This window comes from Sedimentisphaera cyanobacteriorum (assembly GCF_001997385.1).
GTDB lineage: Bacteria > Planctomycetota > Phycisphaerae > Sedimentisphaerales > Sedimentisphaeraceae > Sedimentisphaera > Sedimentisphaera cyanobacteriorum.
The window spans coordinates 1,386,448-1,401,680 of sequence record NZ_CP019633.1 but is presented as its reverse complement, the minus strand read 5'-3'; the positions used below and the strand labels follow the sequence as shown (position 1 = coordinate 1,401,680).

The 15,233-nt window shown below is 45.6% G+C and carries 10 protein-coding genes; 8 read left to right on the top strand and 2 right to left on the bottom strand.

From position 1 onward, the window contains the following. Positions 1-75: 75 nt before the first annotated feature. The 8 genes from L21SP3_RS05465 (at position 76) to L21SP3_RS05430 (ending at position 12,942) form a co-directional block, all read left to right on the top strand. Positions 76-2,265 (top strand): LamG-like jellyroll fold domain-containing protein, encoded by a 2,190-nt coding sequence (locus tag L21SP3_RS05465; RefSeq protein WP_077539849.1) that lies wholly within the window; start codon positions 76-78, stop codon positions 2,263-2,265. 226 nt (positions 2,266-2,491) lie between these two features. Next, a complete protein-coding gene (locus L21SP3_RS05460) occupies positions 2,492-3,709 on the top strand; it encodes a LamG-like jellyroll fold domain-containing protein (protein ID WP_123785143.1) in 1,218 nt (405 codons plus the stop codon). A gap of 19 nt (positions 3,710-3,728) precedes the next feature. Beyond that, the gene (locus L21SP3_RS05455) at positions 3,729-7,022 is read left to right on the top strand and encodes a LamG-like jellyroll fold domain-containing protein (protein ID WP_077539845.1); all 3,294 of its coding nucleotides are present in this window, start codon (positions 3,729-3,731) and stop codon (positions 7,020-7,022) included. A 570-nt stretch (positions 7,023-7,592) separates the two neighbouring features. Beyond that, positions 7,593-8,789, top strand: a complete 1,197-nt coding sequence (locus tag L21SP3_RS05450) for a quaternary amine ABC transporter ATP-binding protein (RefSeq protein WP_077539843.1) — start codon at positions 7,593-7,595, stop codon at positions 8,787-8,789. Beyond that, a complete protein-coding gene (locus L21SP3_RS05445; RefSeq protein ID WP_118084521.1) occupies positions 8,779-9,615 on the top strand; it encodes an ABC transporter permease in 837 nt (278 codons plus the stop codon). The genes L21SP3_RS05450 and L21SP3_RS05445 overlap by 11 nt, the downstream gene beginning before the upstream one ends. 27 nt (positions 9,616-9,642) lie before the next feature. Next, entirely contained in the window at positions 9,643-10,569 is a 927-nt protein-coding gene (locus L21SP3_RS05440; protein ID WP_077539841.1) for a glycine betaine ABC transporter substrate-binding protein, read from the top strand. Between the two features lie 46 nt (positions 10,570-10,615). Next, complete coding sequence (locus L21SP3_RS05435) at positions 10,616-11,875, top strand: porin (RefSeq protein WP_123785142.1); 1,260 nt, start codon at positions 10,616-10,618, stop codon at positions 11,873-11,875. Between the two features lie 155 nt (positions 11,876-12,030). Then, on the top strand, positions 12,031-12,942 hold the full coding sequence (locus tag L21SP3_RS05430; protein ID WP_077539837.1) for a glycine betaine ABC transporter substrate-binding protein: 912 nt from the start codon (positions 12,031-12,033) through the stop codon (positions 12,940-12,942). A 166-nt stretch (positions 12,943-13,108) separates the two neighbouring features. On the opposite strand, the gene L21SP3_RS05425 is transcribed toward L21SP3_RS05430, so the two are convergent. Further along, positions 13,109-13,738 (bottom strand): dockerin type I domain-containing protein, encoded by a 630-nt coding sequence (locus tag L21SP3_RS05425; protein ID WP_077539835.1) that lies wholly within the window; start codon positions 13,736-13,738, stop codon positions 13,109-13,111. Between the two features lie 378 nt (positions 13,739-14,116). Further along, complete coding sequence (locus L21SP3_RS05420; protein WP_077539833.1) at positions 14,117-15,010, bottom strand: hypothetical protein; 894 nt, start codon at positions 15,008-15,010, stop codon at positions 14,117-14,119. Between the last annotated feature and the right edge of the window lie 223 nt (positions 15,011-15,233).

Below are 15,233 nucleotides of genomic sequence, written 5' to 3'. Positions count from 1 at the left end.
ATTGATAAGCAGGCGAACACAGATGTCTGCACCGTCTGTGTTCGTTTTTTTTATGTGCAGGTTCGAGGTTTTTATATGATAATTAAAAAAACAGTTTCATTGCTATTTTTATTGGCGGCAAGCATTTTAGTTTCCGCTGCAACTCCAATCAGTCATTGGAGTATGGATTATACAGGGACAGTTAATCCTGTGGTAAATGATTCTGCTGTCGGAGCAGGGCAGGGGGTTCTCTCTGGCGGTTTGGCGGTTGATGCTTCCGAAGACCACCTTTATTTTTTTCCTGAAAACGGATATGTTTCAGGCTATGATACCCCGCCGGCAAGTATGTTCAATGAAGGATTTTCAGGCGGTGAAGAATCGTTCTACGCTGGTTATATGCAGGGTCAGGACGGCGTTTTGTTCTTCCCTCAAGACGGCTACGGAAATGAATTCGATTTCGCTGATTCTTTCACAATTGAAGGATTTTTCAAAACTGACGGCGACCAGTCTCAAAACGGATTTCAGCAGATTCTGATACAGGATGAAGTAGGATTCAGCTATAATATTACACTCAACGAAGGCGGTGAAGGAGCTTTAATGTTTGCTGTAAACACGATAGCCTCTGGAACCGGCCAGATCACCACAGTATATGCAGGCGGCCCGGGTACTGCAAATTTTGCAGACGGGAGCTGGCACTACTTTGCAGCCCGTTTTGACGACCGCAGCGACCGTTTTTCTTTGACAGTAATGAAAGAGGACGGCTCGGTATATTCAGCCACGCAGGCACTTCCGGGCGGCTCTGAGCTCCTTCATGAAGGCGCAGGGAATATGCTTATCGGCAGGGAAAACTTTACAGGCGGCAGGAATTTTAACGGTTTTATAGATGAGCTGCGTTTCAGCTCCGGAATTGTATCTGATACTCAGCTTATGGGTGCTGTTCCGGTTAGCGTAAGCGTTATTCATCCTCAGGATGGTCAGCAGAATGTTGTCGCACAAGATGCCTATCTTGAATGGTGGGGTGATGATGAGGTGATTGCTTCCTATGATGTTTATCTTGGAGAAACGCAGGCAAGTATGACAAAGCTTGGCAATGTTTCCGAGAGTTTTTATGATGCGCTCACATCTCTTGAGGCAAACAAGACCTACTACTGGAAGGTTGATGGGTTAGATGCCTCAGGCAATGTTGAGGTAAATGGCCCGGTCTGGAGTTTTAACACGCGTCCTGCCCCGCAAAAGGTGCTCGAATGGAAAATGGATGAAACCTCAGGCCAGACTGTTCAGGACACTTCCGGAAACGGAAATGACGGCAGCTTTGACGGCTGGTCGAATCCAACCTGGACTACAGGCTTTGAAGGAAACTGCCTTGAGTTTAACGGTGGAGGTTCTGTAGTGAATCAGAGCCCTGATAATCTGCCTTTGGCAGGCGAGGATTCCTGGACGATGAATATCTTTGTTTATATCGATCAGCCTTTAGAGGAAGAAACTATAATTGCCGGAATGGGCGATCAGATGTTCACCAGCAGCGAAAATACAGAAGACCCTTCTGCTGACCCAAATATGTTCGGTTCGCTGCGTTATATCGCCTCTTTCCCTTGGAGCGGGATTACGATGTACGGCAATCGTACAGATGTTGAATCAGGCGAAAATTTCACTCCCGGTGCTTGGCAGATGATTACAGCAACCTATGACGGGTGGACTAATCAGTGCGTCCTCTATAGAAACGGCTCAGAATTAGCGGCAGGGCAGTTTGATTTGAATGATGCAAGCTCTGAGGTAAAGGCCTCAACGTACCAGAATATCTGGTCTAATACCTTGAATTTTGTCGGCAAGCTCGATGAATTCAGCATCTACGACCAGAAACTCTCGCCGGCAGAAGTTGGCGGGATGTCTCCGTGGGCATACAACCCCTATCCGGCAAACGGAGCTGAGGGTGTTGATATAGATGCAGAGCTGAGCTGGAATGCCGGAAGAGATGCGGTAAGCCATGATGTGTATTGGGGCACTGACCCTAATAACCTCACATTCCAGGGCAATCAGAGCTCAACAAATTATGACCCGGGCGAGCTGGAATTCTCCAAAACATACTACTGGAGAGTTGATCAGGTTGACAGTATGTCTAACACCCTTGAGGGGAAAGTTTGGAGCTTCAGCACTGTGATTCCTCAATGCGACCCGCCATTGCCGGGCGATGCTGATGGAAACTGCTATATCGACTTAAACGACCTTGCAATAATGTCTTCAAATTGGCTCAAATGCAATCTCGTGCCATCTGAAGCGTGTCCATAGAAATATCATTCAAACAGCGGGGGGGGGCTTTCCCCCTGCTGTTTTTTCAGCAGATTCAACCGCATCTAAAAAATCGGGAAGCTTATTTTTAAAAGCTCTTCACTTGCGTAATGGTAAGATTGATTTACAGATACGGTGCTGCTGCGGTCGCAGAGAATTATATATCCGTATAAGCTAATACGGATTGTAAGATAAAACTGAATTGCAATTCGAAGGGAGATATTTCTTGAAACCCTTGTTAGAGAAAACAGTTTTCAATGCCGTAATAATTTTAGCGGCTTCAGCCTGTTTTGCCCAGACAACCGTGCGCTGGTCTATGGACTGGACTCATCTTGCAAACCCTGCGGTTTACGACAGCGCTTTCGGGCTTGGGCAGGGAACAATAGGCGGTCCTAGCGAAGGGGTGGTGGAATTCGATCATCTCTGGTATTTCGGAAATGCCGGCTTTACTTTCAGCTCTGTTAAGCCGCCCCAAACACTCTTCTCCGATGGTTTTTCACCTCACGGGAATTCATTTGATGCCGGCGAACAGTTTGATGAAGGCGTTCTGTTTTTTCCGCAGGATCAGTATGGAAACGAATTTGACTACCACGGCTCTTTTACAGTAGAAGGGTTTTTCAAGACTCACGCAGACCAGTCCGCCGGCGGAGTGCAGCAAATACTCCTCCAGGCAGAGAACGACTACAGCTACAGTATATCAATAAATGAAGGCGGGGCTGGATGGCTCAGGTTTGCTGCAAATACCACAATCGACGGAATAAAATCAGTGGATGCAAATGCGAGGAACTATGCCGACGGCAGCTGGTATTATTTCGCAGCCAGATTCAGCGAACCGTCCGATGAAATGTCTTTGACAGTTTTGACTGCTGACGGTCAAACAGAGCAGAAAGAAGTGCAGCTCTCAGAAGGTTCTCAGCTTCAAAGAGGCGGCAGCGCTAATATGCTTATCGGGCGTGAGAACTATGGAGGAAGCAGGCAGTTTAACGGCCTGATTGATGAACTCAGAATCAGCGATGGGATTGTCCCGAATTCCGAACTTATGGGCAGAATAGAAGCAGAGAGAAACCCTTACCCAGCACCCAGAGAGCAGGGGGTTGGTCTTGATATAGAGCTTCAGTGGGACTCGGGAAGCGGCGTTTATGCTTACAACGTATATTTCGGACGTACAGAGCCTCCCAAATTCAAAACCCAGCAGAAGCAGACCGGATATTCTCCGAATACATTAAAACCGGGTACAACGTATCTCTGGCGTGTTGATGAAATATTGATGGACGGAACTGCTGTTCAGGGTGAGGTTTGGTCGTTTACCACCCAGCAGCCCGCATGCGATGAGTTTTCTGTTCATGATTACAATGACGACTGCATTGTTGACATCAATGATTTGTCCCATTTTGTTGCAGCTTGGCTGGATTGCGGAATTGTACCTGAAAATGCTTGTTTTTGAGAATTGCTGAGGAAACATTATGCTAAGATTGAAGAGCTTAATTTTTTTGATGATTTGTGTTGAATTTTTCTGCGGCATAGGCTGCGCTGATACAATCGGTCTGTGGTCTATGGATCCTCTCTCCGGAAATCCCGTGGTTAATGATTCCAGCGGAAACGGCAGCCACCTCTGGTATATGGGGACAGAGGGCTATACCACTTCCGACCAGACTCCTCCATCCGATATGTTTAACGAAGGCTTTTCCGGCGGCGGCTATTCATACGATTCTTCCGCGCAGTCAGGATACGGAATCCTTTTCTTCCCGCCCTCACAGTACGGAAATGTTTTGGACTTCTCCGGTTCCTTCACTGTTGAGGGATTTTTCAGGACAAATGGTGAACAGTCTCTGGCAGGGCCGATGCAGGTGTTTCTGCAGGCCGACAGCGATTTCAGCTACAGCTTAGTTCTTAATGAAAACGGCAATGGAGCTCTTAATTTCAATATCAATATGATTCCGGGCGGGATTCAGTCTGTCCCGCTGAACAGCAGAAACTATGCTGACGGAAACTGGCATTATTTTGTGATAAGATACATCAAAGATTCAGGCCGGCTGATTTTTGGCGTGCTCAATCCTGATGGAAGCTATGATACGAATATGAAGCAGTTTTACACCGGAAGCCGCTTGAACTTAGGCAGTGATGAGTCTATGTTTATTGGACGAGAAACTTCCGGCGGCTCACGAACTTTCAGAGGATTGATAGATGAGCTTCGCTTTAGCGAGGTCGCGCTTACAGATGAGCAGCTCTTAGGTGATTTGCCAAATAAGAACACAGCTTCCAGACCATCACCAGCAGATTATAAGAAAGAAGTTTGGATAAATCCCTCACTGCAATGGGCGCCTGCACCCGGCGCTGAAGAGCACAGAGTTTATTTAGGCTCCGAGTTTCCTTTAACCTTCCGTTCCGAGCAGGAGGGTGTTTCATATCTGCCCGGCGGACTTGAGGCAGGAAGAACGTATTACTGGAGAATTGATGAGGTATTCGGGGAGGAAGTGGTGTCCGGAAAAACTTGGCGGTTTTCAACTGTAAATCCAACCTGCAAGTTTCCTTCCGTTCACGATGAAAACGCAGACTGCTATGTTGATTTTGCAGACTTTACCGGCTTCACGGAGTTTTGGCTTCAAGGGGTTGACATCACACCTTACAAGCAGGCTGCCGAGTATAATGATGCCCAGGTTGTATTAGACTTCGAAGAGGGTCAGGGCTATCAGACCAACGACATGGAATCAGGGGCGATGCTGGGCATAAACAGCCCGTTTTATGACCCCGAATGGGAAGACGGCGCATACGGAAAGGCGCTTCGTTTTGATGGAGGAACAAATTGGATAACAAAATCTATACCGCAGGATAAGCTTCCTTCAGAAGAGCTTACTGTAGAATGCTGGGCTGCGCTGGAGTCTTACCCTGTAGATGATGCTGCCTTTGTGAATCATTATACAGCACCCTCAGCAGGCTATTTCTTTGGGATTACAAAATTCGGCAGGTGGAATCTTTCAGTTTCCGTTGATGGAAACTGGCATACTTGCTGGGCAACGATGGAGCTGCCGAAATACAAATGGAATCATATCGCGGCAACCTTCCATAAAGACCAGGGCATAAAGCTTTATCTTAACGGCCGCCTTGTGGGCACTGCTGCTTCTCCAGCTGGAAGACCACTAACTCCCGATACCGAAACCGACCTGATGATAGGCAGGGATATTCATACTCAATGGTCTGGACCTTATGCCCACGGCGCTGTAAACGGGATTATGGATGAGCTTCGGGTGTATAACAAAGCCCTCTCTCGCAAACAAATAAGGGCAGAATATGCTAAGGCTTTGCCCTTGGATAATAAACCGGATCTTATACCATCTAAAGAAAGGTTCATAACTGATTCTAATGCCCGACCGGGATATCATGCAGGCACATCAGCGAACTGGACAAATGAACCTACAGGCTTAGTTTACGACCCCGACCGCCAGGAGTGGCATGTATTCCATCAGAAAAACCCCTCGGGGAGCTTCTGGGATCATATACATTGGGGGCATCTTAAGAGTTCCGATTTGGCTGACTGGGATCATATGCCGAATGCCATAGCACCGGAGCCCGGGATTGATTCGGGAGGGTGCTGGTCCGGCAATGCGGTTTATGACAACGGCATCCCAACCCTCGTTTATACCGCAATTGAAGGCAAGGCGCATGTGGCCTTGGCAACGAGTGTTGACGGCTGGAAAACATGGCAGAAACAGGGGCATGTGCTGAGTGATGTCCCGCCCGGATATATGGATTATCGCGATCCTTATGTTTGGAGGGGAAACGATTTATGGTATATGGTTATAGGTTCAGGCGTAGATGGTGCAGGCGGTGCAGCGCTTCTCTACAAATCTGCAAATCTGAGGGATTGGCAGTTTCTTCATCCGCTGCATACCGGGAATATAAGCTCCTCAGGCCACTATTGGGAGATGCCCGTTTTTCTGCCCATTGGAAACGGAAAGCATATACTCCTGATTACTACAATGGAGTCCGACGGACCTGCCAGAGAGCTTTATTGGATCGGTAAATGGGAAAATGAACATTTTACGCCTGACCACCCCGAGCCAAGACAGCTGGATATATTCAATTGGATGCTTGCTCCCGCTGCATATACAGCACCTGACGGCTTGCCCAGAATAATGGGGATTGTGCCCGAGCAGAGATGCGCCGCACTTATTGAAAATGCAGGCTGGCGGCACACATTCTCCCTGCCGCGAAAGATATATGCAGCTTCTGACGGTACATTGCGTCAGAAGCCGGCACCTGAGATTGCAAACCTCAGGGAGTATCATTTTGAGCTGGAAGACAAAGAATTGGCTACGGGCATTGGAGAAGAAAACCTTCGACCAGTTTACGGGAAAATGGTGGAAATAAAGGCAGAAATCGAGCCTCAGGATGCGGCTATTGTCGGCGTGAAAGTTCTCAGAAGCCCTGACGGGGCAGAAGAAACTTTAATCTATTACGACCGGCTTGCAGGTACTGTTAATATAGACAAAAGAAATTCAACGCTGGATAAAACCGGCTCTGAGACTAATCTGTTAAGTGCCGGGTTCGATATTGCCGGGGAGCCTGTGAAATTCCATATATTTGTAGACCACAGCATTTTGGATGTATTTATTAACGACAGGGCAGTCTTCAGCACGCGTGTTTATCCAACTCGTGCAGACAGTACAGGCGTTCAGCTGTATTCAATAAGCGGCACCGCTCACATTAATTATCTGGACGCTTACAAGCTCCGTTCGGTATGGGAGGATGAGGATTGAATGCGGAGCAAAAGGGCGGATTTGTTTTAACCAAAGACTGTTTTTACAGGGACTGTTTAAAATCTTTTTGTCTTGAATTTGCGTCTTTGCGATGCAGACAGCGGGAATTTTTTCGATTTGGAATATAAATCTTCGTCTGTACTGCTGTTCAGTAATAAACTCTTTTGCTGCAGTTTCGTTTGTTAGGATATTTATTTGTAAAAATACTTGTTATTATTGTTAAGGAAATTTTTTCTTATTAGCTTTAATCATTCGCATTGCGAATAAAAAAACAGCTGTTTGAACTTTCAAAACGGCTTTTTTATCGGTTTTTAAGGCTTAAAAAGGTTTTTGGAAGCAGATAATGTTTTCAGAGTTTTAATAAAAAACTTTACAACTGAAATCTTTCGTGTTATAAATATTGTTTAATCTGCCCATTATCAGCGGTAGTTAGTGTCCTGGCAGGCTCGATTAGCAGTCGTGCCAGTTATTTTTCTGAGGATATCGTGCGGCTTTGCCGCTGAATTGAGGGCGGGTATTAGCTTTGCACGTTTACTTTGAAATTGGAAAATTAAATTAAGAGAGACAGGTATGTCAGTAATTCAAGTTAAAAACCTTTTCAAGGTTTTCGGAAGGAATACTTCAAGAGTTTTCCCTCTGATTGAAAAGGGAATGAACAAAGAAGAGATTCTGGCCAAGACCGGCTGCACAATAGGCGTAAATGATGCCTCTTTTGAGGTGCAGAAGGGAGAGACGTTCGTTATTATGGGGCTTTCCGGAAGCGGTAAATCCACTCTGGTTCGCTGCCTGAATCGTCTTATCGGTCCGACTAAAGGTTCGGTAGTAGTTGACGGCAAAGATATAATGGAGCTTGACCAGAAAAACCTCAATAAGCTCAGAAGCCGGAAGATGTCTATGGTTTTCCAGCATTTCGGCCTTCTGCCTCACAAGAACGTGTTGAATAATGTTGCTTTCGGCCTTGAAATTAGGGGCGTTGAGAAGAATAAGAGATATGAGCTTGCTGAAAATGCAGTTAAGCTGGTTGGTCTTGGGGGTTATGAAGACAGCATGATCGCCGAGCTCAGCGGCGGTATGCAGCAGAGAGTGGGGCTTGCAAGGGCTCTTGCCGCTGATACAGATATCATTCTTATGGATGAGGCCTTCAGCGCACTGGACCCGCTTATAAGAACCAATATGCAGGATGAACTGCTCGAGCTTCAGGCGAAAATGCACAAGACAATTGTATTTATCACACACGACCTCGACGAAGCACTCAAACTCGGCGACAGGATTGCAATTATGAAAGACGGCTTCATTGAGCAGATCGGCACGCCTGAAGATATCCTTATCGCTCCCGCGTCTCAGTATATTCGTGATTTCGTTGAAAATGTTGACAGGTCCAAGGTTATCACAGCAAAAACTGTTATGAGAAAGCCGGAAGTTATTGCCTCTCATAAGGACGGGCCTGCCCAGGCCCTAAGGCAGATGGAGCGTTCAGGGCTCTCAACTCTGTTTGTTGTAAACGAGAACAGAGAGTTCATAGGGCACGTGAAAATTGATGATGCAATCAGGCTTTCTAAAGAGAATAAAAAGAAGCTCGATGAAATTATCGTTAAAGACGCCTACACAAGCACACCTGACACAGCTATTGCCGAAATGATACCGGCAGCCTCTGAGACGGCGCTGCCTATTCCGGTAATTAGCGAGAACGGACACTTTGAGGGGATTGTTACCCGTGCAAGTATTCTTGCAGCAATGTCATCGGAAGGAGATAATAATGAATCTTAAGATAGGCGATACATTTGAAAAGGGAATAAACTGGCTTACCGACAATTTTGAAGGTTTCTTCGACGGAATCAATCAGGGCGTTGGTACGCTTATTGATAGTCTTGAAACCACTTTCACGGGTGCAAATCCGTGGGTTCTGATAGGTATTCTGGTCGTGCTGGCGTGGTATCTTAAGGGCTGGAAAAACTTCCACTATCCTATAATGACTCTTATCGGCTTTGCCGTTATTGTGGGTATGGGGCTGTGGGAGGCAACAGTTCAAACGCTTGCTCTTGTGCTTGTCGCTACATTTATTGCCCTTCTGATAGGTATTCCTGTTGGGATATTTGCAGGAAGGAGCGAGAAAGCAGAGACAGTGGTAAGGCCTATTCTGGACTTTATGCAGACAATGCCGGCTTTCGTTTATCTGATTCCGGCCGTGCTTTTCTTTGAGCTTGGCAAGGTTCCGGGCGCTATGGCTACAGTGATTTTTGCTATGCCGCCGGCAGTAAGGCTTACCAGCCTTGGGTTAAGGCATGTGCCTAAAGAGGTAATGGAAGCGGCAGTTTCATTTGGTTCGACAACAACTCAGCAGCTTGTTAAGGTACAGCTGCCCTCCGCTCTTCCGAGTATTCTTGCAGGTATTAACCAGACGATTATGCTTTCATTATCTATGGTTGTTATCGCTGCAATGATTGGCGCCGGCGGACTTGGAAAACAGGTTCTTTTTGGAATTACCCAGTTAAAAATTGGATTAGGGTTTGAAGCCGGCCTTTCAGTTGTTATACTTGCAATTTATCTGGACAGAGTAACCCAGGCAATGGGTGAAAAGTGGGGAAATCGTTAGAATTTTATTTAAAAGGAGAAATCCGAAATGAGAAACAAATTACTCAAACTCACATTACTATCGTTTGCAGCAGTATCGCTGATCGCATTCAGCGGCTGCAAGAAACAGACAACCGGCGGCGGCGAAGAATCGCAGGGCGCTTCTTCAAGCAGCTCTGAGTCTGCTGAAGCTCAGTCCGCCAGCGACTCAAAGGTTGTTAAAATCAGCTACGTAAACTGGGCTGAAGGCGTGGCTGTTTCGCAGCTGGTCGAAGAGATGCTCACAAATATGGGCTATGAAGTTAAGCTTACAATGGCTGATGTAGGCCCGATTTATGCATCTGTGGCCAAAGGCGATCAGGACGTTATGCTTGAGACATGGATGCCTGTAACGCACAAGAGTTACTGGGACCAGTACAGCGAAAATTTCGAGCAGCTCGGCGTCTGGTTTACTGATGCAAGAATTGGGCTCGTTGTTCCTGAGTACATGGAAATCAGCAGCATTACAGAGCTAAACTCTATTAAAGATAAGCTCAAAGGCCAGATTACCGGTATTGATGCAGGTGCTGGAATCACCAAGACAACTGAAACAGCTATAAAAGAGTACGACCTTGACTATACACTGCTTACCTCAAGCGGACCTGCTATGACAGCATCTCTGAAATCAGCTATCGATAAGAATAATCCTATCGTGGTTACAGGCTGGGCTCCGCACTGGAAGTTTGCAAGATACGACCTAAAATTCCTCGACGACCCGAAGGGAATCTACGGAAGCGCTGAAGAGATTCGCATGGTTTGCCGCAAGGGATTCAAGGAAGATATGCCGAAAGTTGCTGCGTTCCTCTCAAGCATCAAATTCAACACTGCTCAGATTGGAACACTTATGGACACTATGGCTAATGCCGATGGCGACAAAAAGGCAGCTCTCAAGGCTTGGATGGCAGAAAATCAGCAGCTGATAAACAGCTGGAAGTAGTTAATTTAAAAGTGAAATATTGTTACAAATTGGAAAGGATTCATTGATGAAGACCCTAAAGACTCCTTTAGCGGCCGCACTGATGGTTGCGTTTCTGGCTGCGGGCGTATTTGCTGCAAGCGAGCAGGATATTGATTCTGCTTTCAGCGGCATCAAATTCGGGGAGACAGACGATGCCAACGCCTCGTTTGATAAGCAGGTGCTCCCTATCACTGCAGGCCCTCTCAAGATTGGCGGATTCGTAAGAGCGAATTACGCTTACAAGAGCTGGGCAAAGGATTACGAGCACGGCGGAGAGCTCGCACTGGACACAATCGGCGTTAATGTAAACTTGCAGGGAACTGACCCGATTATCGGTTCATTCCAGTACAGGTATTACAGAACACATCACGCTGACCCAGGACACTTCTATCACTTCCTCCATCACGGATGGCTGGGGTATAAGTTTGATGACACCAAACAGATCCAGGTGGGTGTACATCAGGTACCCTTCGGTATCCTGCCTTACGCATCTCACAACTGGTTCTTCCAGCTTCCATACTACGTAGGTCTGGAAGACGACTACGACCTCGGTGTTAAGTGGGTTCAGGATATGGGCAATACCAATCTGCAGCTTGCCTACTACTACGGCGACGAAGGAAGCTACTACGGCGACAGCCGCGACTCATCAAGGTATTCTTATGATGTAGTTGAAAACGATACGCCTCAGGGCGCTAATACTGAACGCAATCAGGTTAATATGAGACTTGCTCAGACACTTGACCACGGCGATGGCGACAAGACCGAGCTCGGACTCTCTCTTCAGTATTCTCAGCTGCATAACAATGAAACCGGCGGCGACGGCGACCACTACGCAATCGGTACTCACCTCGACGGCTACTACGGCAAGTGGAACGCCAAGCTTGAAGCTATAAGGTACGGCTACGATGCAGAAAACCCTGCAGGCGTAAGCGATGATTACGTAGTAATGGGTGCATACGACTTCCCGTATCAGGTAGCAGCAGACGGCACAATGCTTGTAGCTGGTATCAGCAGAGATCTCGACGTTAATTTCGGCCCGATCAAAACTGTTACCGTTTACAACGACTACTCAGTACTGCTCAAAGACAAATCAGACTACAACGATTCACACCAGAACGTTCTCGGTATGTCTTTCAGCGTTGGAAGGTTCTTCACTATGGTTGACCTTGCAATGGGTAAGAATCAGCCATGGCTCGACAGCAGCTGGACAGACGGTCTTTCTGCTGCCGCAGACGACAAGGGCTGGCACACAAGGTTCAATGTAAACATTGGGTACTACTTCTAAAACTAAACCTTGCATCTTAATCATCCGATAAAAAGATTTCGGGCAGTCTTGTGAGGGCTGCCCATTTTACTGCGCTGAATATAGTCAGTATTTCAGATGTTCATAATCCTCTCCTTGGGTGCGGGTTAATTTGAAATTGTTTAGAAAGGAAAGTTATGATGAAAAAAATAATTAGTGTTATGGCGTTTTCGTTTTTGGCGGCTGCTGTAATAGGTATTACAGGCTGCAAAAAACAGGCTCCCGAGCAGAATGACGGCGACCGGCAGGCGCAGCAGCAGGAAGAATCTCAGGGCACAAAGGAGATTAAGCTCAGCTACGGCAACTGGGCTGAAGGCGTTGCTTTTGCACATCTTATGGAGGTAATGCTTACGGATATGGGATATGATGTCCAGATGACCCTTGCAGACCTCGGGCCGCTTTTTGCGTCTGTGGCAGAAGGGAATCAGGATATTATGGTTGAAAGCTGGATGCCCGCCACTCACGGCCATTACTGGGAGCAGTACAGCAAGGATTTCGATGAGCTGGTAACGTGGTTCGACACTGCGAAAATCGGGCTCGTTGTTCCGGATTACGTGAAAATTGACAGCGTTGCAGATTTGAACCAGATCAAAGACGGCTTGGACGGCCAGATAACCGGCATCGATGCAGGCGCCGGGATTATGAAAAAAACAAAGCAGGCGATTGAGGATTACAGCCTCGATCTCGAACTGCTCACTTCAAGCGGCCCTGCAATGACCGCATCATTAAAATCAGCTATCGACAAGAAAGAGCCAATCGTTGTTACTGGCTGGGCTCCGCACTGGAAATTCTCAAGGTACGATCTCAAATTCCTCGAAGACCCGAAAGGCGTTTACGGGAGTACTGAGAGAGTTGTGGCGATATGCAGAAAGGGATTCAAGAGCGATTTCCCGGAAGTGGCTGAGTTTTTCTCGAAAATTAAGTTCAACACCGCTCAGATCGGCTCGCTTATGGATGTTATGGCAAACGCAGACGATAAGGAAAAGGCCGCAAAGGATTGGATGAAAGATAATCCAGCACTTATTGCCACTTGGACAACGGTTCAGTAAGCTAAGCTTTGAATTGCGGATTTAATATTCGATCCTTGAGATTACCGCTTCTAACTTTATAAATATGAATTAGAAATTTGGGATTAAAGCTTGGTTTTCGGATTTAAAATTAAAAACCCGTCTTAAATAGACGGGTTTTTTGATTATTGACGCAGAATTAAATTGTTTAATTTTCAAATTCTTTATAGAAAAGCTGAAAATCTTTAATATCAACCTTGCCGTCAGAATTCAAGTCGCTTTCAAGGCTGGTATCAGAAAGCCATTCAGACTGCAATAAAGCAAGATCCAGCAAATCTACAAAACCGTCTTCATTGAAATCGCAGGGGAGATAGTTTGCTTTCGCAACAACCACAACAGGGTTTACTACGTCCCCGAGAGTGGAGCCGGTCTCAAAATCGAAAATGTATTCCGTTTCAAACACCTCATCAAGCTCCCTGTCATAAACCTTCAGTGAAAAATCCTCTGCGATTGAAAGGTCATAAAAAGCCTGAAAAGCGAAAATAGTTCCCGCGGGCGAATCCACAGGCTCGGCAGAGCAGCCTGAAATTGTGCCCTCGGATGTCCATGCGGAAATTGCCGAATCAGGTGCAAAGGCAATTTGATTGCCCTGCTGATCGAAAACCTGTGCGTAGATGCACATTGAGTAATCATATCCCTGCGGATTTTCCCATTCCGGAGATGCGGCTTGTGTTGCACAGGGCAGCATTATACAGAGAAGGGAAAATGCTGTAACATTCATAAATAACGCCTTAGTTTTCATCTTGTGCCCCTTTTTATTGAGTTCCTTGTTTTCCATAGCATTATTCTAAGTGTTATTACTTTAAAATGCAAGAAGAAATGCAAGAAAAAATTCAAATTTTTTAGTTTTTGATTAATTTATTTTTCGCGGTTTATAAAACTTATTCACATTTCTCCATTAATATAAGATATAATGATTAGAAAAAAATACAAGGTTAAAAGGAAGGAATAGTAGAAAAAATGTAAGATTTTTTGTGTATTTGCAGTTTTAGATGTAAATAATTAACCTTAAACAGCAATGCACGCCAAAACTGCGGAAAAATTATTGTAAGTTATTTCCTTTCACAGCTTTACACTCTCACTTGCCGGCTTCGCAAGCTGCCTGCTGGATAAATCTGCTTAATCAGCGATAAAAATTATGCGCCGAGCAAATAAATCAGACTGCTGTCTTACGTCTTAAAAGCATCCCGCCCAAAGAGAAAAGCATTATACTGCACGGCTCGGGGACAGTAATCATACCATCTGAGACAAAGTAGTCAGTATTTTCCTGTAATGAGCTGTAACTTACATAAGCACCATCGTTCCATAGCTTCAGTTCAAATGAAGCATTAGAATCTTTACTGATAGCTTCAATAAAAGAATCGATGCTGTCGCCTCCGCCGGCAAGATAAATACTGCCTTCAAGTCCGATGTTGACATTCGTTACAGATGAACCAGCGGCATATATATTCTCAAAGGAAGCCGAGCCATCCTCTATAGTAAGGTTTGCGGTGTTATTAACTGTGTACAAGTATGTGTTTGAAGTCAAAGAACCACCGTTAGTAATTGTAATGCTGCTGTTATCTGAGTTATCTTTGTAATTAAAAATTAAGTGGTTAGTGCAATTTACGGTTCCATTATTAATAGTCATTTCGCCTAAATCCCCATCTCCAATTACAAGGTTATGATTTGTGTTAAGAGCTGCTCCAGAAAGAACTTCTATCAGCCCAGAAGCTCCCATTCCAACCGACAGATTTTCCGAGCCATTAACATTCAATGTTGTACCTTCTCCGGAGAGAGAGAGTTCGCCGTAATGATTGTGACCAACGTAAATTCGATTTAAACTTTCAACACTGCCTCCATCGCCCTCAAGAGAGCCTTGGTCAGTATAGCCAACAGCGATCTTATCGTCACTAGACACTTGGCTCCAGCTACTGACTGATTGATAGTTTGAGCCTGACCATATTCCATTGCTGCCGGAAAATGAAAATGATGCGAAGGCTTGGGGCAATAAAAACATAACCATTGCTGATGCTGCCAAGAACTTGAATGAACAACTTTTTTCTTTCATTTAAACTACCTTTCAACACAAATCTCCCAAATTTTTCAGGGTGTTATACCAACTATACTAATTCTATTATTATATATACCAATATTTAATCATATATTCAAGAAGAATTTGGTATTATCTAAGAAAAAATTGTGTTTTTTTTACCACGAAGCCCTAGAAACACACGAAGGGGATATTTTTTTTGGTGAAATTATTATGCACAGATGACACGGATAGCACAGGT